Here is a 23,620-nt window from a genome sequence, read left to right on the forward strand (position 1 = left end):
CGCAATCCTCAGGTCCGAGCTTGCTGGCGACAAGTTGTTAACCGTAACCAGCAAGCCAGCCTCTCTGCAGCCAGCTCGTCGCTTCCTAAGCCTTGAAGCACCGTCCGCCTGATGATGGCCGCGTAAAGGCGCTAGCGCTTGATCATCCCGAGACGCATGAAGCGCGTTTCGCCGCTGGCATCTTCCACGCCGTCGTTGTCGGTGACGACGAACAGGCGGCCCTGTTTGTCGACTGCCGCGCCTTCGACCTTGTCCAGCACCCAGCCGCCGGTGCTCTTCAGATCAGGCAGCAGGTCGCGCTCCAGACGCTTGCTCACCAATGGAAAGCGCTGGCCTTCTGGGACCGGTTGCACGCCGCTCAGGTCGATGCGGTACAGACGCTTGATTTGCGCCGCAGGGCCTTGCTGGTTGTCACGCTCAATGACCAGAAACTGGCCGTTGCCGAGCGACGTCAGCTCGGATAATCCAACCCAGGCGCCTTCTGGGGCGACGTCGAGCGGGTAGTGCATGAAGGCCCATTCGCCGCTGCTCGGACTGAATACGCCGATGCGCACCCGGCCGGCAGGGTCGTTCTTCCATTCGCGTTGGAAGGCTACGTACACGCGGGTGCTGGCGCCTTCGCCGACCACCGATACGCCTTCAAATCCGTTGCTGGTCCGCTGTGCCGCGACGTTTTCCGGCAGTGCGTATTCGGCCAGCACGTCACCTTTCGCATTGGCATGGATCAGCAGGTTCGGCTTGGCTTTTCCGTTCCCTTCGGAGGCGAGCCAGAAGTCGCCGTTGGCTGCTTGAGCAATGCCCTCCAGGTCGTAATCGACAGTGGAGCCGTCTTTACGCAGCTCGATCTGACGGTCGATCAGCGCAGGCGTCTTGCTTGTGTCGATGGCGAATATCCGGGAAGCCTTGTAGTAGCTGTCCGGCACCGCGAACAGGCGATCACCGCGAGTACGGTCCGCAACCAGGCCGCTGAGTGCGCCCCAGGGGATCAGATCGCTGTCGGTGGAACGGATCTCCGGGTAATTCGCAGCCTTGGCGCCGTACTGGTAGATCGAAATCGTCGAGCGATAGCCGTCTTTGGCTGAATCTTCTTCACTGCTGACCACTAGCAGGTTGCGCGCCGGGATAGGCAGGATGCCCTCGGGCCCCATGCCGGCTGGTAACAGCTGGTGCATCACTGGCGCCCATGGGCGGGCAACGTCGTACACCGCGACGGCGTTGCCGCGCTCGCTACCCACGAACAGGAAGTCCTGCTTACGGAAACTGGCCGACGCGATGCCTTCCGGCTCGATGCCCTTGTTTTCCGAACGGTTCTCCGGATAGTGCCCGGCACGGATAAAGGCGTGCTCCATCGACGCGCCGGCGTCGTGCCAGACCTGGCCGTTGTAGTCGAACAAGGTGAATCCTCGGCTGCCGCCTTGCTCACCGTTCGCGTCCTCATAGTCGCCTTCGTTGGCGGTAGCCAACAGCGGGCCGACCCAGGCAATGGCGTCCGGCTCACGGCGTTTGCCCGTGAGTACGCCGACAGGCTGGATACGGTCGTTCTCTTCTACGTCCACACCTTGCAGATCGACCTGGCCGGCGCTGAAGTGGCGCAGCACCCGGCCGAGACGCAGGTCGACGAGCACAACATGATTGTTTTCCTGCAGGGTGACAGCCGCGACGTCCTGATCGTTGATGCTTACATATTCCGGCTCCGGATCCTCCGGCGCGACTTCGGCCAGGCCTGTCAGATCCACGTCACGTGTACTCCATCGCGACGGTTGCCCCTTGAGATCGACGATCCGCAGGAAGCCTCCCGGCAATTGCGGAAGCAGGCCGTCGTTCAGGTCTTCGTCACGCTCGTTTTCAATCGCCACAGCGGCATAACGGCCCTTGGGGCTGACAGCGATGGAATCCGGTTGGCCACCCATGGGCAGCGTGGCAACGCGCTTGGGCTGCGCAGGGTTGCGAATGTCGAACACCGCCAGCACACCGTCGGGCTGGGCAAAACTGAGAGAGGTATTAACTGCCACGAGCACAAAGTGATGATGCACCGCCACGGAGGTCGGCTCACCTTCGAGCTTGATGAAGCCAGCGGGTTCTGGGTTTTTCGGATCGCGAATGTCGACCAGCCCGATGCGCTCGCCTGGGCTGTCGGTGTAGATCAAGGTGCGGCCGTCGCGGCTGACGGCCGTGATTTCAGCGACGGTCTCGCGTGAGGCATCTTCATCGGCGCCAAGGTTGCGATAGACCGGAAAGGTCGCCACCCGCTCGAAGTATTCCGCACTACGCGACGCAGCCTGCGTGGCTATCGGCAGCAGCGCAAGCGTCAGCGCGGTGGATAGGGCAGAACGGGTCAGGCGGGTCGGGATTTTCATGCGGGCCTCGGCTTTTGTGATTTGGATTTAGCCAAACCACGCTAGGCCGGGTGTGTGACGAAGACGTGACGAGGTTGCGTTTGGTGCCGCGATTAGATCGTTTGATGGAGAGGGCGCGGGTTGCGAATTGCCGCCTTTGCAGATTCGACTTCGCATGCTGGCGCGGATTGTTTTCTGGCGTTCGGAGCCCTGGGTGCGATGCAGGCTGCGCTCAGGCGCAGCCTGCCTGATGTAGGGCGCTACTTCGGCTGAAGTTCCAACAAACGCCCACCATCTCCATCCTCAAGCACCCAGATGCTGCCGTCCGGCCCTTGCTCGACTTCGCGAATGCGTGCACCCATGTCATAGCGCGCGGCTTCGCTGGCTTCTTCGCCATTGAGTGTGATGCGCACCAGGCCCCTGGCGGAAAGGCCACCCACGAAGGCGTTGCCTTTCCAGTCGTCGAACTGGTCGCCGCTGTAGATCATGAGCCCGGCGGGGGAGACCACCGGTGTCCAGGTGATCTTGGGTGCGATGAATTCCGGGCGCGTGTCGTGATCGGGGATGGGCTTGCCGCCGTAATGGTTGCCGTTCGAGACTTCCGGATATCCGTAGTTGCCGCCTCTCTCGATCAGGTTGAGTTCGTCACCGCCTTCCGGCCCCATTTCCTGCTCCCACAACCGGCCGTCCGCGTCGAACGCGATCCCCAGAGGATTACGGTGGCCCAGCGACCAGATTTGCGCCGTCACGCCGCCCTTGTCGGCAAAGGGGTTGTCGTCGGGGACGCTGCCATCGTCGTTCAGGCGCAGGATTTTGCCCATGGTGCTTTCCATGTCCTGCGCGGGCGTGAACTTCTGGCGGTCGCCCGAAGAAATCCACAACTTGCCGTCCGGCCCGAATGCAAGCCGATGACCATAGTGCCCGCCCCCGGAAACCTTGGTTGTCTGCTGCCATATCACCTGCACATCCGACAACGAGCCACCACCATTGCCCAGCTCCAGGGTGGCGCGCGCGACCGCAGCGCCTCGGTCGCCGCCATCTCCCTTCTCTGCGTAGCTGAGGTAGATGCGTTTGTTCTGTGCGAAGTCGGGATGAATGATGACGTCGCCGAGCCCGCCCTGGCCGCCGTAGGCGACATCGGGAACGCCCTTGATGTCATGCGTTTCGCCGGTTTTGACATCGACATGCTTGAGCGCGCCACGCTTCTCTGTGACGAGTGCTGTGCCGTCCGGAAGAAAAGTCATGGCCCAGGGTTCGGAGAAGGTAGCGCGCGGCGTGGCGCTGAATGGCCATTGGTCCTGCTTGACCGCCTCGGCTGCGATGGCAGCGAACGAGGCGAAACCTAGGGCAATCGTACCGGCGACCTGCATGGAAACACGCTTCATGACCATCCTCTCCTCGAAAGTTGGAGCTCAACGTTACTGTGCAAGGCGCGCTCAGTTGAGCCTGGATTTGTTACGCGACGCGTCAGGGCAGCGCTCACCATGCCGCTTCGTATAGCTCCAACGGCAGGTTGTCGGGGTCGGCAAAGAAGGTGAATCGTCGCCCGGTGTACTCGTCCACGCGAATCGGCTCGACCACGACACCCTTGGCTTCGAGCCACGCCTTGCTCGCCTCTACGTCATCGACAGCGAATGCCAGGTGACGTAACCCCCGAGCTTCGGGGCGTGATGGACGAACCGGTGCGTCTGGAAATGAAAAAAGCTCGATCTGCCCACCGTCAGGCAGGGCGAGATCGAGCTTGTAGGATTGGCGTGCCTCGCGGTAATGCTCGGCGATCACGGCAAGGCCCAGCGTCTCGGTATAGAAACGCTTGGAGGCGGCGTAGTCCGAACAGATGATCGCAGCGTGATGTATGGCTCTCAGCATCGCTTTATCCAGTGATTCAGTAGGCCACTGACCCCCACACGCGATCGCTCGTTCCGAGCCAGACAGGGCTACCAGATGCCGACGACCCTGAAGGTCGTGGCATCGGCATGCGCAGGCTACTGTGTACGGGTCACTCGCCACACCACGTTGGCAAGGTCATCGGCAACGATCACCGCGCCTTTCGGGTCGACGGTCACGCCGACGGGCCGGCCGCGGGTCTTGCCCTCATCGGTGCGAAAACCGGTCACGAAATCAACTGGCTCGCCCGAGGGTCGACCATTGCTGAACGGCACGAAAATCACCTTGTAGCCCGAGGGGTCCTTGCGGTTCCAGCTACCGTGCTCGCCTACGAACACGCCGTCGGCAAACTGCTCACCCATCTCAGGTATCGAGAAATCGACCCCAAGGGCTGCCACGTGCGAGCCCAGCGCGTAGTCCGGTGTGATCGCCGCGGCAACCTTGTCAGGATCTTGCGGCCGCACGCGGTCATCGACGTTCTGGCCCCAATAGCTGTAAGGCCAGCCATAAAAGCCGCCTTCCTTCACTGAAGTCAGATAATCCGGGACCAGATCTTCTCCCAGTTCATCTCGCTCGTTCACCACTGCCCACAACTCCCCGGAGCCGGGTTGGATGGTCAGAGCGGTCGGGTTGCGAAGGCCTGTCGCATAGGGCTTGTGAGCACCCGTCTCGGCATTGATCTGCCACACCACGGCGCGGTCGACTTCAGCGGCCATGCCACGCTCGGTGATGTTGCTGTTGGAGCCGATGCCGACGTAGAGGTACTGACCATCCGGGCTGATGGTCATCGCCTTTGTCCAGTGATGGTTGATTTCCGATGGCAGGTCCGTGACCTTCGTGGGTTCACCGCTGGCCTCTGTCTGGCCATCTTGATAGTCGAATCGCACCAGAGCGTCCTGGTTGGCGACGTAGAGATTCCCATCGTGGAAGGCCAGGCCATAGGGCGCGTTGAGATCGTCGGCAAACACCGTCTGCAGCTCATAGGTGCCATCGCCATCGGCGTCTCGCAGCAACGTCAGGCGGTCGCCACCTTTCACCGAAGTATTGCCCTTAGCCTTGATGTAACCGGCGATCACGTCCTTCGGCTTGAGCTTGGGCGCATTGCCGCCCTTGCCCTCGGCCACGAGGATGTCACCGTTGGGCAGCACCAGTGTCTGACGCGGTACTTTCAGGTCAGTGGCAATTGCCGTAACGGTGAAATTGTCCGGCACCGTAGGCACGGCATCACCCCAAGGCGACGGATCGGCAATCTTCATGCTGGGCAGCAGCCCACGTTCAGGTTCAGGCAGCTTGGGATTGGCGCCGTACAGCTGCGCAGAGTCCTGATCGTCACTGCCGCAGGCAGCCAGAAAAATCGACATCGTCAGAACGGAGAGAGCACTGGAATGCTTCATGCCTCACCTCCATCACGCAGGTTGGTCAAACCAATCCACGTCGCAGCGCAAGCCAATACCGCGACAATCACCGACAACACCAGGCCCGCCGGCATGATCGCCCAGGCGTCCTTGGCGTGCTGCAGTGCATTGATGAAGCCCAGCACCCAGGTCGCGGCAAGCAGCAGGAAATAAACCAGCGGCCGGCCCGTCTTGTGCCTGGCGCGGATCAGGTTGACCAACGCGAACACAATCGCCAGCCCGCAGAACACCAGCCCGCCGGCGATCAGCCAGGACGAGAAATCGCTCCACTGAATGTGATAGCTGCGGAAGTACGTAATGTCCGTCAATAACGCGCCGAGAAACAGCGGGACGGTGCCGGCAAGCAAAGTGGCATGCAGTGGACCTGGAACGTGGTGGGAGACACTGTGAGTCGTGTGCTGCGTGTTATGGGTGATTACGGTCACGAAAGCTTCCTCATCGCTGACAACCCCGGCTTGCTGCGCGGCGCGGATGCGCCGGCTACCCAGGTCGGTCTGACTGTGCATAAAAGGGGATCGCGCCGTTGCGGGGTTAGTTCACTTGGATCGACGAGGCGAAGGTCAGCTGGGGAACCGACTGGTATCAAAGAGTGCCGGTAGTGCCTTAGCTTTTTTCGCTCGAATAGGCGGTTAGATTCATAGTCATGAGTGCCCCCGACTTCGGTAGATCTGCAACGCAGATTACGGTGCGGGCCGGCTGGTGCGAGCCCAATGCTTCTGCATATGTCGTATCAAAAGTGAATTCACGTGACTTCTGATGCCTCTGATATTGCTGCCTTCCGAATGTTCATGACTGCGGAACCTAACGTTTGGTAAAGGAGCCCGTCCTAGCGACCGAATCAAACGCTGGCACGCCGAAGATCAGATGGCGCACAAGCCCGACGAATTGGGTGATGGAGGCCTGTGGCACGGATCTCCATTGGGCCGTTTGATAGAGGAGACGGGCATCGGGTCAAACGTTTGCCTTGGTGTGAGGGACTCCATATACAGTCTTACGCGCCTTTGCCTGCAAGCACCTGTGCGCATATGCTGTGCGCATCCAAAACCAGGTGGTAATGCCCATGCTCATTGCATACAACCCCCATGCCCCCAAACGGGCTGCCAACCTCAGGGTAAACGGCGACCTACTCAATAAAGCCAAGGAATTGGATATCAATCTTTCCGCGACACTGGAGCAGGCTTTGGCTGAGGTTCTGAAGAAGAACCAGCGCGAGCAATGGCTGGCAGAGAATCGCGAAGCCATCAACGCCTACAACGAACATGTGGAAGCCAACGGTGTGTTCAGCGACGGCCTGCGGAGCTTCTGATGCCTCAGTTCGCCGTACACAAGAACACCAACGCGGCTACCAAGGCTGCCGTGCCCTTTCTGCTTGACGTGCAAAGCGATCTGATAGCCGAGCTCGGCACGCGGGTTGTAGTGCCTCTTTACACTGCTGCTGCCATGAAAAGGAAAACGCTCAGAACCCTCACGCCAACGTTTGAAATTGATGACAAACAGTACGTGATGCTGACCCCGCAATTGGCCGGCATCGCGAAGAAACAACTTGGTACTCAGGTTGCCGATCTCTCAGCTCAACGCAATGAAATAACTGCTGCTGTTTATTTGCTCATTACTGGTATCTGATAAGCGAATCCAGCGTTTGGTTAGGGGGCGGGCTGTAGGCCGTCCCACAGAACGAAGCGAGCGTCATGAACGCTGGCACGGCGACGAGGAGATCGCGCACAAGCTCGACGAAGTCAGCGGCATTGGTCTGCTGACGGCAAGCGCCTTGAGAACCGCCGTCGGCAAGCCCGAGCGCTTCGCCAGTGGCCGGCACCTGAGCGCATGGCTGGGTATGACGCCCAACGAATACAGCAGTGGCGAAAGGCGCAGGCTTGGGCGAATCAGCTGTAAGGGCAACGTCTACGTGCGCACCTTATTTATCCATGGCGCGAGAGCCGCACTCTTGGCAGCTAAACGCTGCAAGGTCCGTACGCCTGAAAAGCTGACTCAACTACAGCGTTGGGCTTTGGATACAGCTGACCGCATCGGCCACAACAAAGCGGCCGTGGCGCTGGCGAACAAACTGGTGAGGATCTGCTGGGCGGTGTGGTGCCATGAGCGCAGGTTCAGTGGCGACTGGCACAGCACAAAGCCCGCCTGACGGCGAGGTAAATAATGAGGTGAGTGTCTAGTGGTTGTGGTGAGAAGCGAGATTGTCGGAACAGGCGAGTCCTGCAGCAGTGCAAGGCCGATAACAATGATGATCTTCGTGATCGCTTGAACGCTTGGCCCCTGTTGCGCGAACTACAGAATGGCCAGGGCAATGCCGAGAACAGGCCGGATATACGAATGCAACCGCGCTGACGACAGGATCGAAAAAGCTATTCCTCACTGCTTGTGGGGAGAGTCCATATACATTGTTATGCAAGCTGACTAAGCCACTCATTGAACCACTCCTTTGGCATTTGCTCTTGCTCGAAGTCTTGGGTTTGTAGAGCTTCAATTGAGTATGTGTTTACTAGATAAAGATCCCACTGTGTTTCCACATGGGTGAGAATTGGAAGCAAATTCTCAATTTCAGCATCAGCGTCGACTTCAAGATATTTACACCAAAATCTGTCACACCACTCCGCAATTTGTTTATGCGAGTAGGGTGATGAGTCTGGATTTGCGCCCCATGTGAGCATTCGTACGGCCGACGCTCGCGTAAACGGCATGTCTGCGGGCCTGCTCGGTTTCATGATGCGTTATCTCGATTGGCATAACGTTGGTTAAAGGGCGGGCTTTAGCGCGTCCCAGTGAGCGAAGCGAACGATTTGAACCACTAGTTAGAGGCTGCACAAGTAGTTCTGTTGTTCAATGTACCAAGACTCAGGATATGGCTGATGATCTTGTTGCTCTGACGTTGTGTATTCACCTAAACCGCTGAACTGATAGTAAATTTGCATAGCTTCGAAATGAGAGTTTGCAAAAAATAGCCAGATGCAGACGCTGCCAGGTTCATTTAGCTCGCGTGCGGAATTACCTGCGGGCCCAAAGGCAATACAAGATGGAAGTAACTCCCCATCGTCACTCGGGCATAGCCAGACTTCGTGGATGTAGCCGCGCAAGTTCATTTTTGCCTCTAACGTTTGGTTAAGGGGCGGGCTTTAGCCCGTCCCAGTGAGCGAAGCGAGCGATTTGAACCAATTGTTACATTTCGTTGTTGAACTTACCAAGAAAAATAAGTGATGCGGTGCTTTCAGGCTCTCTAATGTGCTCTTCATTTGATGTGGTTCGCAGGTCACCATATATAGAGTCAGTACTAACTATTATGTAGTGACTATAATTTGATAAAGACAGTTTGTTAAAAATAGACTTTTCATCTGCGTTTTTTATAAGGCTACTGATATAGACTGGATCGGTTGCTAGCTCAACAAAGTCAGAATCCATATAAAACCCCAACTCCTGTTTAAGTCGCCAGGTAGGGTTTCTATCCTCCCAAGCTTCGTAGACACTATCGCTTGCTTCGGGTGAAGGCTCAGGCTCCCACTGCTCAAATGTAAATTCTTGAGCTTCTGCTTCGTTCTTAAATGTTCCGGCAAATAGATAGAATGAATAGAACATAGAATTCAGCTTGGAAATATAACGTTTGGTTAAGGGGCGGGCTTTAGCCCGTCCCAGTGAGCGCAGCGAACGATTTGAACCACTAGTTAGGTGTCGCTGGCTGACTCAGCTCTTATTGACATTTGAATTGCTTCTTTTGCAGACGACGAGCGAAACTCTTTACTGATTACAGCAAATGATTTTGCCACTACGTCATGAATTTCGTCTTTAAATGTAATTACCCAGTGCTCAGAGTTGGGCCATGGCTTTGATAGTGGTGAGTTTGTTAGTAAGTGGAATTCATACGATTTAAGACCGGCCGCGAAATATTGATGCTTCCAAATCGATTCGTCAGTCAGTGGTTGGATGCGATATTCAATTACTCCACCAAAGAATACTACGGAATATACATCATCTTCGTGTGTTTCAAAGCACATGTATAAGTCAGAGCCGGAGTAATAAGCTGCCGGATGCGCCCATGTTGGAAATGTTGGGGCATCGGACAAGACAGTGGCTTTGACTTTGTGCATGTGGCACCTAACGATTAAGTTAAAGGGCGGCGGCACGCCGTCCCAGCGAACGGAGTGAGCGGTTTTGAGCGAATGGTTAGCGACTAACCGATACCGCTATCAATAGCCTTTATTTCCTCTAGGCTTAGCTGACGCCAATCGTTCTTTTGTATTCCGTAATCTCTAAAAGCATATTCATATGCCTCCTCCAACGACCACATAAGATGATCGCCCTCAACAATGTCATTTTCATAGTCTATATATCTTATTTCGAGATAGAAAACATGTCCGTCTGTAGCCGCCATGCCAAACAGCACGATAGCCGTAACATCAGGTCGGTAATCATCTGCATGCTTGACATGGGAAAACAGATATTGTGGAGTTTCATTCATGGTAGCTAACGTTTGGTTAAGGGGCGGGCTTTAGCCCGTCCCAGTGAGCGCAGTGAACGATTTGAACCACTTGTTAGCTTATTACTCATTAATTTGGTCAATGCTTCGGAGCAGTAACCGACCAAGAGGACTGATTGAATAGCCATTGGCTTTTATCATGCCCGTCTTATCGTCAAATTCTGGTAGCTCACCTTTTTTTGTTCTCTTAAATCCTGGTCGTAATAATCCCAGGCTTGCAAGATGAGTTTTATGGGTTTGGTGGAGAACGTGTTTGTCTAAATCTTCTTGAGTAGACCCAAGGAAGGCGTCTGGTGGCTGCAATGAGTCTTGATGTATCTTAAAAAACTCTTCGGAGTCTGGTTCTCCGTGATGCAGCGTATAGGATTTCAATATTATTATTTCTAGGTCATTAAGTTGACCAAGTATAGATAGCAGCCGTTTATTCTCAATATATTCTAGGCGGTCATTCGTAAGGCTGTTTTTGAGAAGTGAGGCTATGTAGTCTTTTCTTTCTTCACTTAGGGCCCTGGCGGCTTGAAGAAATCCATCCTCGATCAGATCTACTGATTCGGGAGTAACGATCTTTTCTTCAACTTTTGATTTTTCGTCTTCGGCGATCTTCGATTCGAGAAGTTTTAGCAGGGATTCAATTCTATCAATTCTTTGGTTCGGTATTATTGCACCAACAATCTCTGCAGCCAATGGACCAACAAACGGAATCGCTCCGACTAAACCCTTACCTAAGATAGCTGCAATATCCGTATTTTTTGGCATGAATTCTCCGTGAAAAAGCTAACGTTTGGTTAAGGGGCGGGCTTTAGCCCGTCCCAGTGAGCGAAGCGAGCGATTTGAACCAATGGTTAGAGAGCTGCGCCCTCTGCTTGCGGCTCTAGGGATTCAATATCTTTTTTCAAAAGAAAGGGAATTACGAACCAGCCAAGCCCGGCAACAAAGCATGAAAAAACAATTGAAAATAAAACATAACCTCTAGTAATTATTCGTTCCTTATATGCTAAGGCAAGACTTGCGATAGTAAATGGCACAGAAAGAGCGGCTGTAGCTATCGAAGATATAAACAGCGCATTAAAGAACTTGGGAAATAAAATTACAGCTATAGTTCCGCCTATGACGAAAATGCCAGCGGCTAGCCAGAGCAGAAATATTGAAATTTTAAGCGTGATATTTAGTGGTTTCATAGCGTTGATGGCCTGAGTACGATTTTGGATTTCTCTAACGTTTGGTTAAGGGGCGGGCTTTAGCCCGTCCCAGCGAACGGAGTGAGCGGCTTGAACCGCTTGAACCGCTTGTTAGGCAGCGGAGCAAACCGGGCCTCGGCGGCTGATGCCGCACAGTGGCCGAACGGCTTCGAGGGTTCAAGCCAGCACATGAGGACTGAATCACACCGCTGTATGCCTCTGGTCGCCATACCCGGAGCCAAGGCGAGCACAGACGACGCACTAGATGGAAACGCAACGGACGCGTATGGAAAGAGGTACATGCGGCGGCTATACAAACTTCCATGTATGCACGAGCCTAAAAAAGAAATGACGCCTAACGTTCAGGTTAAGGGGCGCGCTTTAGCGCGTCCAAGTGAGCGGAGCGAACGAGCCTTGAACCGCATGTTAGGCCGTTTCTGACTCATCGATGATCTCGAAATCCGCTCCCAGTTGCTCACGAAGATTAGCCAGAAATCGCTGCGCAGCTAGATTGAAGTTAGTGCGCTCTCGCACGTCCCAAGGCGAAGGATTTGGTGGATAGCTCCAATCAATGCTCGTGTCATACCAGGCGCAAAGGTGGAGCGAAAGCCGCCATGTGTTTTCAGGAAGCGGCAGGCACTGCGCATCAATCGGATAGTCCCACTTCTGGCGCGAAGCTTCATCTCCAGCCCAAAGACAAACGTTGCTCCCAGCAGAAAAGAAATATCTGAGTCGGTATAGATGCATTACGAGGCAGCCTAACGTTTGGTTAAGGGGCGGGCTTTAGCCCGTCCCAGTGAGCGCAGCGAACGGTTTGAACCACTAGTTAGGCCCGCCATCCGAGTACAGCGAGCGGAGAACCGTGCCAATGTGCTCCATGACCGAAGTTCCTATATTCATGGCAGCCATATGAGTACGTTCCGCAAGAGCAGCCTCGCGAGCCATCTGAACCTCGGTAAGTAGGCCGCGCAGAGATTTCAAGTGGTCACGCAGATTGTCGTCAGCAATTCGCTCTGAAAGCAGCAGAGTGCGCCTGCCCGCAAAATGGACCTGGTTGTTCAGTTCTTCGCCGAGCATCTTTCGTCCCCATGTGCCGGTCTCTCGATACGCAACTTCATCCGCCATATAGACGAGAGCAACCGCTCGTAGCTCATCGTGAACGGCGTCTTGTAGCTCAATGAGCGTGTCGCGCTGGAACGCTCTAGCTTTTGCTTCGCGTTCATGTGCTGCCGCGGCAGATTGAAGGCTGGCAGCGTTTCTTGAGGCAATAACGGTTGTGGCGATGCTTGCAGCTGCGCCGGCAATTGTGCCAAGAAGTCCCCAGAGTGCAGCTTCCATTCATCTCTCTCCGAGTGAGCCTAACGTTTGGTTAAGGGGCGGGCTTTAGTCCGTCCCAGTGAGCGAAGCGAACGGTTTGAACCACTAGTTAGGTGGCACCACACAGCTGTTTTTTTACCTTCAATGCTATAGCTCCATAGCCAGCACCGCTGCCTTTATTGTGTTCAGAAAAATTTATGTTTTCTGTAATGTCATCCCACTGCTCAATAGAAAGTATTTTCTCATGGGTACTATCTGTTTCTAGCTCGAACTCAATAAAGCGATCAGTGCTGCTTAGAATTCTGCCAAATAGGCTTGGCATGCCTGGGTAGTCAATACCAAGCTCTAGAGCTATTGCTTTAGTCCACGAGACACCTCGCTCTTCGCCACAAGATATAAGGGCCCGTGGTATTTGATGCTCCTGCCAGTTTTTGGCTATTGAGAGCAGTCTGTACTCGGCGATTGCATTTTGCTCTTGGACGTTCAGCTGACGCTTCTTGAGCAATCGCGAAATATCCATGTGATACCTAACGTTTGGTTAAGGGGCCGGCTTTAGCCGGTCCCAGTGAGCGAAGCGAACGATTTGAACCACTAGTTAGGGGAGGCTAAAGGCCGGGGTAATAACCGTCATCATCCACCAAGTACACCTGATTTAAATACCAGCGACCCTGTGCCTTGACTAAATGATACTCATAAATTGGTGAGTAGTAGGGCCTGGGGAATTCGGTGCGAACAATGGCGTTATCACCATTTATTACACTTGAGATTATCTTTTCTTTCTGAGGGTCGTGAGCTGGCTCGGATCCATATGCTATCGGCTCCCCCTTAAATTCAGGGGGAGTATATTTACTTAGCAGTTTTTTATACGACTCTTCTGCTAGTTCCATTGCTTTAATTGATTCGTGCGCAGAGTCTACTTTTAGTGCGTGCTTATTCCATGACAAATAATCGGCTTGGAATGATTTAACTAAGCTCTCTGGAGTATTCATTCCACTTGCATTTTGGCTCAGCGAGAATAGCCCCAGCACAAGGGGGATTAGCCGTTTCATGTGATTCCTAACGTTTGGTTAAGGGGCGGGCTTTAGCCCGTGCCAGCGAGCTCAGCGAGCAATTCGAACCAGTTGTTAGGTTCTACCATAAACGCCACCATTGCTTTTTTTCGCGAGTTACTTTGTTCTGCACTGGAGGTTCCGGCGGGGTGTGCTTCTGTTCAATTGCCCGATGCCAGTACCAATTGTTCTTTCCCAAATAAGCCGCATCTAAAGCTCTAGATGATTCCAGGCGGGCTTGATGATTTAGCTCGCTGAAGGGTAAAGTATAAAAATCATGTGCAGGGAATGCCGGAAAGTATTCATTAAAAAACGATAAATGCTTAATTAGCTCCATTGAGCCTGAAGATTCGCGTAAACATCTTGCGAATTTTTCAGCTTCTTCCAATGGATCATTCATAAAGAAAACATCTATTGGGTTAAGCACTAAGTATGGCAGGGGAAGATCTACGAGACCTCTACAGGCATAATCCCAATAGCCTTCTCCTAGGAGCAAGTCGCCAGTTAGTTCTTGAAATATGTGAAGGCTTTCCTGAAGGTTTTTTTGCGCAGTAGAAACTTCAATCCATGGAAGTTCGAAAATCAATGGTTCAGGTTGGAAGCCATTGTCATGAGGCTCAAGTGGAATACTGACCTTATTCAGCTCTGCCCCTCTAAAACAACATAGCCAAGGAACAGGAATTCTATTAGATGCATCAGCAATTTCAACGAATTCAATGCCCTGATTTATACCATCCAAATGATTCCAAGGGTTGGCGTCTGGTGTTGCCGTGTTCCAGATATATGATCGATTTGCCATTTGAAACCTAACGTTTGGTTAAGGGGCGGGCTTTAGCCCGTCCCAGTGAGCGAAGCGAACGGTTTGAACCACTAGTTAGACTTTCTCTGGACGTTGTGTTGGTCTATGCCCTTAAGCGGCCGATAGTACTGCTATGCCCGACTACTACTGTTCTGGCTTGTAAAGCGGGCCGTCTTTGTCTTGATAAAAGCTATTCAGAAGAGTTATGGCATGTTCATCGCCAAGGGTTGATGCTTCAATTAGTAAAGACTCCGCTTTTTCCGGGTTTTTCGATGTACCTAGCCCTTTGTAATAAAGGATAGATAATTCATAATGAATAGGCATGCCTTGATTGAATGCGCGCGACCAGTGTTTGAAAACCAAATCATAATCTTGGTCATAAGATTGGTCCCCAAAATGTAGTAGTCCGTATTGGTAATGCCCGATAGGAACATCCAAAGTCGCTGCTGCCTGATATAGCGAATCGGCTCTGCCAAAATCCGGCTCGCCGCAACTGCCGGTTGCGTAAATGTTACCTAAATTGATTAGCGCGCCAGGTACATTTCTACTAGATAATTCACTTAAAATTTGGATTCCAGTATCGCAGTTTCCTGAGTTGATGGCTGCGTTTGCTTGTTCGAAAAGCTTGTTGTCTTCAGCAAATGATTTGGTTGCAGTCAGGCTTAGGATAAAAAATGCTATTTGTAAGGTGCTGGATTTCATTATTGAGCTCTAACGTTTGGTTAAGGGGCGGGCTTTAGCCCGTCCCAGTGAGCGAAGCGAACGATTTGAACCGCTAGTTAGGTGTTGAGCACCGACCTTAAACGAAGCGCTACTATAATAGAAATTGGTCCAGCAATTAATAATAAAGAATTTAGCCATCTACGCAGTTCAAACAGCATAGACAGGTTGGATTCCAGGTTGTCAGTAAAGAAAAATAAAAGTATTGGCGCACCCTCAATAAACGCTAGGACCATAAATGAAAACATAGTAAGCAGCCCAAAAGATGAAGAGGACGGCTTCCATGCCAAGAAAGCTGCATAAGCAAATAGTGCGTATGCAATGAGTAAAGGAAAAAACACATTAGGAATTCGTATGGTTTCCACAGGACACCTTCTTGTAAGCACCTAACGTTTGGTTAAGGGGCGGGCTTTAGCCCGTCCCAGTGAGCGAAGCGAACGATTTGAACCAATTGTTATACGCTTTTGGACTTAGGGAACCAAAAAGAAGCTAACAAAAATAGTAACGTAACCAAAGATAGTGGAGTAGATATTTGTAGCTCAATTGGTACCTCTATCGGAGATGCTGGATGTTGCCTTTCCTCAATTAAATTAATAACTAGATTATTGGCCAAAATGTTTAATGAGGTGAAAGCGAAGGCGCACCACTTTGCTATTTTATTGCCTTTATATAAATAAGTTGAACAAGCAGCGAAGATAGCCGCCGGTATCAGAAATTCCCAGTCGGTTGGAATACATCTGTATAACCACGATAGAGAGATGCAGGCAACCAGAAAAGATGAAATTTTATTCATTCTGAACTTTTACCATGTGTGTATAACGTTTGGTTAAGGGGCGGGCTTTAGCCCGTCCCAGTGAGCGAAGCGAACGATTTGAACCATTTGTTAGACCTTACACCGCTACTTGGATGAACGGAAAAGCAGTTCTGAATTCTGTAAGGATAGCCTGGTTCATATGTAGTGAGTTTATAGCATGCTCTCTAGTTGGGCCGTCAAATACCTCGCGATTACGTAGATATGCAATGCCAAAAATTGCTTCGTCCTCCTGATTTGTAAAGCTGCGGCCAGGGCTGAAGCCGATTGTTTTGTAGATATGGAAGCGAGGAGCATCAAAGCGAAGCAACTCAGCTATGTAGTCTGGGTATGCTTCAGTTGACTCCATGATTCGAATAGCCCATTGCTGCAATTCATCTGTGCTTATTGAGTTGCTTAGGTAGCAATTCACGACAAAGGCAATGGTTGATGAGTTTTCGCGGGTGAGTCCGTTCATGATCTAGGTCTAACTATAATTAGACACCAAGTGGTGTATAAGACGNTTTGTTAGGGGTTTAGATTATGAAAGTAAGCTGAATAGAAATCACAAGCATCTTCCCAGTTTGGGTTTATAGCATCAACAACCGTTCGCAATGCACCTTCGGCACGCCAATCGTTTTGCTCTACGGCGCGGTTATATTTCTGAAGTACAGCCTGGTTTAGATTGGGCCAACGTAACGCATGAACGCAGACTGCAATAAATTCGGGGCAACTCATGCTCGAAAGTAAATTAACGAACTCATTGTTTAGATTTGGCTGTGACTGCATTAGCGAAATGGCTTCTGCGCAGAATGGGATTATGTCTGAGCAGTCGGCACGCTCTGCCAGTACTAGCTCTGCTTGCTTCTCCAGCTGAGCAATTTGCTCGATTGGGTTCATGGGAAACCCCTAACGTTTGGTTAAGGGGCGGGCTTTAGCCCGTCCCAGTGAGCGAAGCGAACGATTTGAACCACTAGTTAGGTTTCTTGGTACGGTACGCCATAAAGAACATTTCTAGCTCGCCCTTCAAATTCGTGTGCATATGTTTGTAAAGTACACCATTCAATGCGCGACAAACAATTAATGGCGGCGCTTCTAATACTCGCCCATTCATTATGGCTAAACATAAATTGATCATCGCAGTGGAATGCATCACCGCTTAAATTGTCGCAGCTTTCAAATATCGAGAGTAACTCGTTTTTTATATCAGCTGGAATATCATTTCCGTAATCGTCAGCAAAATCTTTGATCCTTAATATTTTTTCGCTCCACACTTCGCATGCGGGGCAATATGGTATCGATTCGCTCTGCTGTTTTGCTTCGAGCGCAAGAAACTCTAGTCCATAGCAGAGTTGTAGGAATGAAAGTAGCTTTTCATACTCATCATCTGCATACCAGTTCCATACCCTGGCTGAGAAGCTGGTTTCCATGTGATACCTAACGTTTGGTTAAGGGGCGGGCTTTAGCCCGTCCCAGTGAGCGAAGCGAACGGTTTGAACCAATTGTTATATAAGCTTCCGATTGCTCGGTTTTGGTTCCAGGACTATTCCAATATAGTTATCGGAATCAGTTTTTCGCATGAAACTCATTACTACTACGGCCATATAGAATAAAACTAGAGAGCCGTTCACCGGCTTTTCAATATACCAGGGGAACTGCTCAACGTAGCTTTGTATTTCGAATACTGTTGGCAACACCTCGGGCGGGGAGAGAGCCCATGCTGTAAAGGTTAATACTAAAATTCCTTGGGCGCAGGTTGAGATGAAATTTCGTGTTTCGATGTCTTGTTTGTGCTGTTCACAGTAGCGAAGCAACGCCATATTCCCTTCTTTGGCCGCACGGGCCATCAGCACTTCAGCTCGTGTAAAGCCATCACTGGGCATTTTGCCGAAAAAGATACTGCTATTTGTAATTTTTGATAATGCTATTTGCAGAAAAGGCCAGACAATAAACCAAAAGCCAGGTATTACGGCGGCAAAAACAAATGAAAATAGCCCTGTGCCAATAATCAAGTCTCTAATGTCTATATTTGTTTTTATCCATTCGAACGAGAGTATTGATACCCCGCTGCCGTGTTTTAAAATTAGATAGCAGTCAGCAAATGTAATTATGGTGAGCAGGCCAATAAGCCAGGAAAGCTGCATGGCTTTTTGCACTGCTGAGACTTTTACTTGACTCCAGACATCCATGTGATTTTCCAGTCTGTATAACGTTTGGTTAAGGTGCGGGCTTTAGCCCGTCCCAGTGAGCGAAGCGAACGATTTGAACCAATTGTTATAACTCCGCCTCGCGGGACCATATATCAAGATCGCTGCCGCAAGCCGCTACTATGTAGTTACCACACCACGAAAAACCATATGCTCTTAAATGGTCTGTGTAAATTATTTTGCAGTCAGGTTGATGCCCAGGTATGAGAGCGCTTTTGAACGGCTTGCATAGAATTAGATGGCTTTCAGGCCATTCTGGAGAAACAACCTCTAGCCCTTCTCCCGCTCTGTTTGTGAGCGGCAGGCCTCCTCCATTAATGCCACAAAGCGATATGACTTCATCTGCGATCACCCCGATTCCTCGGCAGTGAAGTCCGAGGTCGCTTAATTCCGCGTATTCTTCGTAGTCGCGTTCAACTTTTTCGCCTGTTTTGCAGTAAATAACGCTGCGGCCGGAGCTAGATACGACCAATAAGTAAGCTCCTTGCTGGGAGAACCCAACAGAAAGAAGCCCTCCGACAGCTATCGAGGCGACATGAGTCCATCCTTCAGGTTGCTTATCAACTGATATCTGATCAATCAGTTTTATAAGTCGGTCTCTGTTATCTGTTCGGTATGAACTCATTATTTGCTCGGGTTATAACGATTAAGCTAAGGGGCGGCGGAACGCCGTCCCAGCGAACGGAGTGAGCGATTTCAGCGACTTGTTAGGTTTCATCACGGTGCCTGATAGGAGTTGGGATATCTTGGCAGTTAATAAGCACGGCATACTTTCGATTGGATTTACCCACCAACGAAACTGGTAGCGAAGTGTCACCACCATCTAGCGATATCCTTACCTCCATTTCTTGATCCTCAAACGAGAGTAGTTCCTTAGCCAAGTCGGCTACTGTCTTGCCTTTGGAGGTCCAGTCAGGATTTTTCATGTGAGACCTAACATTTGGTTAAGGGGCGGGCTTTAGCCCGTCCCAGTGAGCGAAGCGAACGATTTGAACCATTTGTTAGACCTTACACCGCTACTTGGATGAACGGAAAAGCAGTTCTGAATTCTGTAAGGATAGCCTGGTTCATATGTAGTGAGTTTATAGCATGCTCTCTAGTTGGGCCGTCAAATACCTCGCGATTACGTAGATATGCAATGCCAAAAATTGCTTCGTCCTCCTGATTTGTAAAGCTGCGGCCAGGGCTGAAGCCGATTGTTTTGTAGATATGGAAGCGAGGAGCATCAAAGCGAAGCAACTCAGCTATGTAGTCTGGGTATGCTTCAGTTGACTCCATGATTCGAATAGCCCATTGCTGCAATTCATCTGTGCTTATTGAGTTGCTTAGGTAGCAATTCACGACAAAGGCAATGGTTGATGAGTTTTCGCGGGTGAGTCCGTTCATGATCTAGGTCTAACTATAATTAGACACCAAGTGGTGTATAAGACGCCGGACGGGCGTGGTGTATAACATTCTGCTGCATCATGGTATCTCCCCTCTAGGGCGCGGGTTCTGGCGGTGTCACGACCTGATAAGGTAGTTATGCACCACTCGGGAGTGCACTCGTTCGAATAGCGGGGCAATGCATGGCGTGACATTACGTGATGCGTGCCTGGCAAGTCTATCGGGCGACTTGGGTGATGAGTCGAAGCTTGATGAGCATCAACTTCGGTCCGGCCGCCCGGACGTCAGGCAGTGTTGTTGTCGAGCACTTGCCGGGGTGTCAAGGGCGTCGGCGCAGCGCTTAACGAGATGCGGGGCCATATCGACCACCAGGCAGACGTTAACGGAAGCCACTACTTGCTCAGTGGCGTCAGTCAACGCGCGGGCTTGGCACAATTGCCGGCTTAACGATTTGCGATCTCCGAGCAGATTTCGAAAGAGCATCAATACTGAGTTCTTCGCAGCGAAATCCTGTCGTTTTTAGGGAGGCACAGCATGGATCAGTTCACCGGCGGCTGCCTGTGCGGCAATGTGCGGATTGTTGCATCCGGGCAGCCGTATCGAGTGGGCCTCTGCCATTGCCTGGATTGCCGCAAGCATCATGGCGCCCTCTTCTTCGCAGCGGCGGTGTTCGCTCAGGAATTGGTATCGATCACGGGTGACACGCGAGACTACGCCGGGCGGTTCTTCTGTCCGCGTTGCGGTTCATCGGTATTCGCACGTTCGGCAGACGAAATCGAGGTGCACCTGGGCTGCCTGGATGCACCGGATCAATTGATGCCTACATATGAGTGTTGGATCAGCCGGCGCGAGTCATGGTTGCCAGCATTCCCGCTGGTAAATCGATACGAGCACGATCGTGACACGACGGGTCGCTCCGACGATTAGGCGAGCCGGCGTGGCGGCCGAAACAGCCGCTGAAGCCGGCACTATGTACTGAGCAGCTCCAGCACTCGGCCAGTCAATGTGTCTATGGAAAATGGCTTGGTCAGCACCTGCATGCCCGGCCCTAAAGAGCTGTTTCCGAGGACGGCGTTTTCTGCGTAGCCCGTGATGAACAGCGTCTTGAGGTTCGGCCTGACTTCACGCCCTGCGTCCGCCATTTGCCGGCCGTTCATTCCGCCGGGAAGCCCCACGTCGGTGATGAGCAGGTCGATATTCACGTCAGACTGAAGCACTTTTAGCCCGCTCAGGCTGTCCGCGGCTTCGATCAACGAGAACCCGAGATCGCCCAGTGCGTCCATGAGCAGCAGCCGCACCGATGGCTCGTCATCCACGATCAGAATCGTGCCGCTGGCTTCGGCAAGCGTGGCGGTCGATCTGTCGGGGTCTACCGCGCCGATGGCAGCGCTGCCGTGATATCGGGGCAGGTAGATGGACATCGCCGTGCCCTTCCCTACTTCCGAATTGATGCGCACCTGCCCGCCAGACTGCTTGGCGAAACCGTAGATCATCGAAAGCCCAAGGCCGGTGCCTTGCCCGATGGGTTTGGTCGTGAAGAAGGGATCGAAAGCCTTGGCGATGATGTTGGGGGCCATGCCGGTGCCGGTATCCGTCACGCACAAGCACAGGTACTGGCCTTCAGGCAGATCATAGGCATGAGCCGCGCTGCGATCCAGGCAACGGTTGGAGGTTTCGATGGTGATCTGCCCGCCGTCCGGCATGGCATCACGTGAGTTGATACAGAGGTTGAGAATCGCATTTTCCAGTTGGCTGGCATCGACGGATGCCGGCCACGGCTCTCTTTCTTTTATGGTCTGGACGCGAATGCTTGGGCCGACCGTGCGCTGGATCAGCTCGGTCATGCCCTCGACCAGCATGTTCACGTCGATTGGGCGTGGGTCCAGTGTCTGGCGGCGCGAGAACGCCAGCAGCCGGTGCGTCAGTGCGGCGGCGCGCTTGGCTGCGCCCTGTGCGGCGGCCATGTACTTGTCGATGTCATCGAGCCGATGCTGGGCGATCCGCATGTTGATCAGTTCCAGCGCCCCGGAGATACCGGCCAGCAGGTTGTTGAAGTCATGCGCGAGGCCGCCGGTCAGTTGACCGACCGCTTCCATCTTCTGGGATTGGCGAAGCTTCTCCTCCGCCTGGATCAACTCGGCCGTTCGCTCGGCCACACGTTGTTCGAGTGTTTCGTTGAGCGCGCGCAACGCAGCAGTGGCACGGTCGCGTTCGGCCTCGATCGAGCGACGGTCCTCGACATCGATCAGAACACCCGGAAAGCTCAGCGGAGTGCCGTCTTCGGTACAGTCGACGCGACCGTTCGCCTCGATCCAGTAGTAATTGCCATCTGCACGCCGGACCCGGTACTGGTGGGCATAGGCGCCGCCGCGAGAGATGACCTCGGCGATTGCGCCCATCAGTCCGGCTCGGTCTTCGGGATGAACGGTTTCGACCACTTGTTCAAGGCTGAGCCCGTCCCGACCCAGGGCCGGATCGAGACCGAACGCGAAGGCGAAGCCCTCATCGACTGTGAACCGGTCCGTTGGGAGATCCCAGTTCCAGGTTCCGATAATGGCGCCCGCCGCAAGCGCCAACTGGACACGATCCACGTTTTCACGCGCGAGCGCTTCGCTGACCCGCAGCCGCTCCTCGGCCTCTCGTCGCTGGGTGACGTCGTTGAAAAGAATGGCGATCTGGCGACTGGCAGGATCACCGACTCGCACAGCCCGGACGTCGAACCACCGCTCGAAGGCCTGAGCGTAGTTCTCGAAGTTGGCCGCTTCCCCGGTTTTGGCCACGTGCCCGTAGGTGTCGAACCAGAACCGCTCAAGCTCCGGGGCATACTCGGTGACCCATTTTCCGCGAAGGTCGACACCGGTCTGCCGTTCGAAGGCCGGGTTGGCGTCGAGGAAACGATAATCCACCGGCTGATCGTCGGCATCGAACTTGACCTGGACGATCGCAAATGCGGCGTCAATCGTTTCCAGGATGGTTCTGAAGCGCTCTTCACTCTGACGGAGCGCCGCCTCGGCCGCGCGCATGCGTGTCAGGTCCAGCATCGCTCCGATCATGCGCTCAGCACGGCCTTCGGCATCCCGGATCACCTGGCCACGATCAAGCACATCGGCATATGAGCCATCCGCGCGCCGAAAGCGGTACTCATCGCTCCAGGTAATGCCGTTTCCATCGATGACGGCGTGAATGGAGGTATCGATACGGGCGCGGTCATCCGGGTGGATGTGATCGATCCACCAACTTCCGCTGCTTTCGACTGTGTCGGGGGCATGTCCGTACGCTTGCTGCAGCGCATCATTCCAGAGAACCTGGTTATTGGTCAGATCCCAGTCCCACACGGCGTCGTTGGTTGCGTTTGCGGCCAGCCGGTAACGCTGCTGTGATTCCTGCACTGCGCGCCCAGCAAGGTCGGCATGGGTCTGGTCGCGCAGAACGTTCAGGTAGCCGAGGTGTGCGCCGCTTTTGTCATGCAGCGCGGATAGGTGGCTTGACGCCCAGAACTGCTGACCGTCTCGCCGAAGATGCCAGCATTCGACAGTGGTGCGCCCGTCCAGCAAGGCCTGCTGCATGATCGCATCGGCGCGGTTATGCGAGCGGTCGACCGCTGTGAAGATGGTCGAAATATGCTGGCCGTGCATTTCGGCAGCAGTCCAGCCCATGACGTGCTCTGCACCCAGACTCCAGTTCGTGATTATTCCTGCCGGATCTGTAAGAACCATGGCAACTTCGACGGAGGCGAAGACGGCGTGCTGGCGTGCCTCATTGAGGGCTAGCGCCGCCTGGCTAACTCGCAATGCTTCCAGCGGTGGATTGGCCGCGGCAAACGGATCGGATGCGGTCAAAAAACTTGCATTGCCATCCGATAAATAGCCGTTACGTCGATCCTGATGAGAAGCTGAATGGCCTGCGTCGGCTCTAGCTTCGTTCAATGCCATGCGCAGGCGGATGACCTCAGCCTCAAGCGCGTCTCGGGTTAGGTTTTCCAGAGCTATTCCCACTTTCGCATCATGGTTGAGGGCCGGCCATCAGCCGCAACGTGTCGTCTGAAACCAT

At 53.1% G+C, this 23,620-nt stretch carries 25 protein-coding genes and 1 pseudogene; 4 read left to right on the forward strand and 22 right to left on the reverse strand.

The genetic code is table 11. From position 1 onward, the window contains the following. Positions 1-131: 131 nt before the first annotated feature. The 5 genes from EA797_RS03885 to EA797_RS03905 form a co-directional block, all read right to left on the reverse strand. Positions 132-2,357 (reverse strand): esterase-like activity of phytase family protein, encoded by a 2,226-nt coding sequence (locus EA797_RS03885; RefSeq protein ID WP_122163853.1) that lies wholly within the window; start codon positions 2,355-2,357, stop codon positions 132-134. A gap of 239 nt (positions 2,358-2,596) precedes the next feature. Next, positions 2,597-3,721: a PQQ-dependent sugar dehydrogenase gene (locus tag EA797_RS03890; protein ID WP_122164677.1), complete on the reverse strand. Its 1,125-nt coding sequence runs from the start codon at positions 3,719-3,721 to the stop codon at positions 2,597-2,599. A gap of 94 nt (positions 3,722-3,815) precedes the next feature. Then, entirely contained in the window at positions 3,816-4,205 is a 390-nt protein-coding gene (gene gloA2 / locus EA797_RS03895) for an SMU1112c/YaeR family gloxylase I-like metalloprotein (RefSeq protein WP_122163854.1), read from the reverse strand. Between the two features lie 116 nt (positions 4,206-4,321). After that, positions 4,322-5,617, reverse strand: a complete 1,296-nt coding sequence (locus EA797_RS03900; RefSeq protein ID WP_122163855.1) for a PQQ-dependent sugar dehydrogenase — start codon at positions 5,615-5,617, stop codon at positions 4,322-4,324. Beyond that, positions 5,614-6,063 carry a DUF2231 domain-containing protein gene (locus EA797_RS03905; RefSeq protein WP_122164678.1) on the reverse strand — a complete coding sequence of 150 codons (450 nt, stop codon included), beginning with the start codon at positions 6,061-6,063 and terminating at the stop codon, positions 5,614-5,616. Before EA797_RS03905 ends, EA797_RS03900 begins: the two co-directional genes overlap by 4 nt. 635 nt (positions 6,064-6,698) lie before the next feature. Between EA797_RS03905 and EA797_RS03915 the strand changes: the two genes are divergently transcribed. From EA797_RS03915 to EA797_RS03925, 3 genes and pseudogenes are all read left to right on the forward strand, one after another. Further along, positions 6,699-6,944: a type II toxin-antitoxin system CcdA family antitoxin gene (locus EA797_RS03915; RefSeq protein WP_122164679.1), complete on the forward strand. Its 246-nt coding sequence runs from the start codon at positions 6,699-6,701 to the stop codon at positions 6,942-6,944. Then, the gene (locus tag EA797_RS03920) at positions 6,944-7,261 is read left to right on the forward strand and encodes a CcdB family protein (RefSeq protein ID WP_122163856.1); all 318 of its coding nucleotides are present in this window, start codon (positions 6,944-6,946) and stop codon (positions 7,259-7,261) included. The genes EA797_RS03915 and EA797_RS03920 overlap by 1 nt, the downstream gene beginning before the upstream one ends. 67 nt (positions 7,262-7,328) lie before the next feature. Next, positions 7,329-7,781 (forward strand): annotated as a pseudogene (locus tag EA797_RS03925) (transposase); the annotation flags it as partial. A gap of 1,031 nt (positions 7,782-8,812) precedes the next feature. Here the strand turns inward: EA797_RS03925 and EA797_RS03940 are convergent. The 16 genes from EA797_RS03940 to EA797_RS03990 form a co-directional block, all read right to left on the reverse strand. Beyond that, positions 8,813-9,226 (reverse strand): hypothetical protein, encoded by a 414-nt coding sequence (locus tag EA797_RS03940; protein ID WP_244214054.1) that lies wholly within the window; start codon positions 9,224-9,226, stop codon positions 8,813-8,815. An 86-nt stretch (positions 9,227-9,312) separates the two neighbouring features. Next, on the reverse strand, positions 9,313-9,735 hold the full coding sequence (locus tag EA797_RS21655; protein WP_147456801.1) for a hypothetical protein: 423 nt from the start codon (positions 9,733-9,735) through the stop codon (positions 9,313-9,315). An 83-nt stretch (positions 9,736-9,818) separates the two neighbouring features. After that, positions 9,819-10,106: a hypothetical protein gene (locus tag EA797_RS03945; protein ID WP_122163859.1), complete on the reverse strand. Its 288-nt coding sequence runs from the start codon at positions 10,104-10,106 to the stop codon at positions 9,819-9,821. A gap of 81 nt (positions 10,107-10,187) precedes the next feature. Further along, positions 10,188-10,880 carry a hypothetical protein gene (locus EA797_RS03950; protein ID WP_122163860.1) on the reverse strand — a complete coding sequence of 231 codons (693 nt, stop codon included), beginning with the start codon at positions 10,878-10,880 and terminating at the stop codon, positions 10,188-10,190. Positions 10,881-10,966: 86 nt separating this feature from the next. Further along, positions 10,967-11,302, reverse strand: coding sequence for a hypothetical protein (locus EA797_RS21660; protein WP_147456802.1), 336 nt, complete (start codon positions 11,300-11,302; stop codon positions 10,967-10,969). 822 nt (positions 11,303-12,124) lie between these two features. Beyond that, positions 12,125-12,640, reverse strand: a complete 516-nt coding sequence (locus EA797_RS03955; RefSeq protein WP_058064878.1) for a hypothetical protein — start codon at positions 12,638-12,640, stop codon at positions 12,125-12,127. Positions 12,641-12,728: 88 nt separating this feature from the next. Continuing rightward, positions 12,729-13,139: a hypothetical protein gene (locus EA797_RS03960; RefSeq protein WP_147456803.1), complete on the reverse strand. Its 411-nt coding sequence runs from the start codon at positions 13,137-13,139 to the stop codon at positions 12,729-12,731. An 85-nt stretch (positions 13,140-13,224) separates the two neighbouring features. Beyond that, on the reverse strand, positions 13,225-13,668 hold the full coding sequence (locus tag EA797_RS03965; protein WP_208644404.1) for a hypothetical protein: 444 nt from the start codon (positions 13,666-13,668) through the stop codon (positions 13,225-13,227). Positions 13,669-13,750: 82 nt separating this feature from the next. After that, positions 13,751-14,467, reverse strand: a complete 717-nt coding sequence (locus EA797_RS21665) for a hypothetical protein (RefSeq protein WP_147456804.1) — start codon at positions 14,465-14,467, stop codon at positions 13,751-13,753. Between the two features lie 144 nt (positions 14,468-14,611). Further along, on the reverse strand, positions 14,612-15,169 hold the full coding sequence (locus EA797_RS03970; protein WP_122163862.1) for a tetratricopeptide repeat protein: 558 nt from the start codon (positions 15,167-15,169) through the stop codon (positions 14,612-14,614). A gap of 908 nt (positions 15,170-16,077) precedes the next feature. Next, positions 16,078-16,455, reverse strand: coding sequence for a hypothetical protein (locus EA797_RS03975; RefSeq protein ID WP_122163863.1), 378 nt, complete (start codon positions 16,453-16,455; stop codon positions 16,078-16,080). Between the two features lie 50 nt (positions 16,456-16,505). Then, the gene (locus EA797_RS21670; RefSeq protein ID WP_147456805.1) at positions 16,506-16,877 is read right to left on the reverse strand and encodes a hypothetical protein; all 372 of its coding nucleotides are present in this window, start codon (positions 16,875-16,877) and stop codon (positions 16,506-16,508) included. 77 nt (positions 16,878-16,954) lie between these two features. Further along, positions 16,955-17,407, reverse strand: a complete 453-nt coding sequence (locus EA797_RS21675; protein ID WP_147456806.1) for a hypothetical protein — start codon at positions 17,405-17,407, stop codon at positions 16,955-16,957. A 75-nt stretch (positions 17,408-17,482) separates the two neighbouring features. Next, positions 17,483-18,166 carry a hypothetical protein gene (locus tag EA797_RS03980; protein WP_122163864.1) on the reverse strand — a complete coding sequence of 228 codons (684 nt, stop codon included), beginning with the start codon at positions 18,164-18,166 and terminating at the stop codon, positions 17,483-17,485. A gap of 85 nt (positions 18,167-18,251) precedes the next feature. Beyond that, positions 18,252-18,809 (reverse strand): hypothetical protein, encoded by a 558-nt coding sequence (locus tag EA797_RS21680; RefSeq protein ID WP_147456807.1) that lies wholly within the window; start codon positions 18,807-18,809, stop codon positions 18,252-18,254. A 383-nt stretch (positions 18,810-19,192) separates the two neighbouring features. Next, positions 19,193-19,570: a hypothetical protein gene (locus tag EA797_RS03990; RefSeq protein WP_122163863.1), complete on the reverse strand. Its 378-nt coding sequence runs from the start codon at positions 19,568-19,570 to the stop codon at positions 19,193-19,195. 534 nt (positions 19,571-20,104) lie between these two features. Between EA797_RS03990 and EA797_RS03995 the strand changes: the two genes are divergently transcribed. Then, on the forward strand, positions 20,105-20,497 hold the full coding sequence (locus tag EA797_RS03995; protein WP_122163866.1) for a GFA family protein: 393 nt from the start codon (positions 20,105-20,107) through the stop codon (positions 20,495-20,497). A gap of 41 nt (positions 20,498-20,538) precedes the next feature. On the opposite strand, the gene EA797_RS04000 is transcribed toward EA797_RS03995, so the two are convergent. Next, entirely contained in the window at positions 20,539-23,502 is a 2,964-nt protein-coding gene (locus tag EA797_RS04000; protein ID WP_122164682.1) for a PAS domain S-box protein, read from the reverse strand. Positions 23,503-23,620: the final 118 nt, after the last annotated feature.

Origin of the sequence: Stutzerimonas zhaodongensis, from assembly GCF_003696365.1 — a bacterium.
Classification (GTDB): domain Bacteria; phylum Pseudomonadota; class Gammaproteobacteria; order Pseudomonadales; family Pseudomonadaceae; genus Stutzerimonas; species Stutzerimonas zhaodongensis.

What these genes read in the sequence shown, in the direction of transcription:
- EA797_RS03885 (WP_122163853.1), bottom strand. Translation starts at nt 2,357, where the DNA reads ATGAAAATCCCGACCCGCCTGACCCGTTCTGCCCTATCCACCGCGCTG.
- EA797_RS03890 (WP_122164677.1), bottom strand. Translation starts at nt 3,721, where the DNA reads ATGAAGCGTGTTTCCATGCAGGTCGCCGGTACGATTGCCCTAGGTTTC.
- gloA2 (WP_122163854.1), bottom strand. Translation starts at nt 4,205, where the DNA reads ATGCTGAGAGCCATACATCACGCTGCGATCATCTGTTCGGACTACGCC.
- EA797_RS03900 (WP_122163855.1), bottom strand. Translation starts at nt 5,617, where the DNA reads ATGAAGCATTCCAGTGCTCTCTCCGTTCTGACGATGTCGATTTTTCTG.
- EA797_RS03915 (WP_122164679.1), top strand. Translation starts at nt 6,699, where the DNA reads ATGCTCATTGCATACAACCCCCATGCCCCCAAACGGGCTGCCAACCTC.
- EA797_RS03920 (WP_122163856.1), top strand. Translation starts at nt 6,944, where the DNA reads ATGCCTCAGTTCGCCGTACACAAGAACACCAACGCGGCTACCAAGGCT.
- EA797_RS03940 (WP_244214054.1), bottom strand. Translation starts at nt 9,226, where the DNA reads ATGTTCTATTCATTCTATCTATTTGCCGGAACATTTAAGAACGAAGCA.
- EA797_RS21655 (WP_147456801.1), bottom strand. Translation starts at nt 9,735, where the DNA reads ATGCACAAAGTCAAAGCCACTGTCTTGTCCGATGCCCCAACATTTCCA.
- EA797_RS03945 (WP_122163859.1), bottom strand. Translation starts at nt 10,106, where the DNA reads ATGAATGAAACTCCACAATATCTGTTTTCCCATGTCAAGCATGCAGAT.
- EA797_RS03950 (WP_122163860.1), bottom strand. Translation starts at nt 10,880, where the DNA reads ATGCCAAAAAATACGGATATTGCAGCTATCTTAGGTAAGGGTTTAGTC.
- EA797_RS21660 (WP_147456802.1), bottom strand. Translation starts at nt 11,302, where the DNA reads ATGAAACCACTAAATATCACGCTTAAAATTTCAATATTTCTGCTCTGG.
- EA797_RS03955 (WP_058064878.1), bottom strand. Translation starts at nt 12,640, where the DNA reads ATGGAAGCTGCACTCTGGGGACTTCTTGGCACAATTGCCGGCGCAGCT.
- EA797_RS03960 (WP_147456803.1), bottom strand. Translation starts at nt 13,139, where the DNA reads ATGGATATTTCGCGATTGCTCAAGAAGCGTCAGCTGAACGTCCAAGAG.
- EA797_RS03965 (WP_208644404.1), bottom strand. Translation starts at nt 13,668, where the DNA reads ATGAAACGGCTAATCCCCCTTGTGCTGGGGCTATTCTCGCTGAGCCAA.
- EA797_RS21665 (WP_147456804.1), bottom strand. Translation starts at nt 14,467, where the DNA reads ATGGCAAATCGATCATATATCTGGAACACGGCAACACCAGACGCCAAC.
- EA797_RS03970 (WP_122163862.1), bottom strand. Translation starts at nt 15,169, where the DNA reads ATGAAATCCAGCACCTTACAAATAGCATTTTTTATCCTAAGCCTGACT.
- EA797_RS03975 (WP_122163863.1), bottom strand. Translation starts at nt 16,455, where the DNA reads ATGAACGGACTCACCCGCGAAAACTCATCAACCATTGCCTTTGTCGTG.
- EA797_RS21670 (WP_147456805.1), bottom strand. Translation starts at nt 16,877, where the DNA reads ATGAACCCAATCGAGCAAATTGCTCAGCTGGAGAAGCAAGCAGAGCTA.
- EA797_RS21675 (WP_147456806.1), bottom strand. Translation starts at nt 17,407, where the DNA reads ATGGAAACCAGCTTCTCAGCCAGGGTATGGAACTGGTATGCAGATGAT.
- EA797_RS03980 (WP_122163864.1), bottom strand. Translation starts at nt 18,166, where the DNA reads ATGGATGTCTGGAGTCAAGTAAAAGTCTCAGCAGTGCAAAAAGCCATG.
- EA797_RS21680 (WP_147456807.1), bottom strand. Translation starts at nt 18,809, where the DNA reads ATGAGTTCATACCGAACAGATAACAGAGACCGACTTATAAAACTGATT.
- EA797_RS03990 (WP_122163863.1), bottom strand. Translation starts at nt 19,570, where the DNA reads ATGAACGGACTCACCCGCGAAAACTCATCAACCATTGCCTTTGTCGTG.
- EA797_RS03995 (WP_122163866.1), top strand. Translation starts at nt 20,105, where the DNA reads ATGGATCAGTTCACCGGCGGCTGCCTGTGCGGCAATGTGCGGATTGTT.
- EA797_RS04000 (WP_122164682.1), bottom strand. Translation starts at nt 23,502, where the DNA reads ATGGCATTGAACGAAGCTAGAGCCGACGCAGGCCATTCAGCTTCTCAT.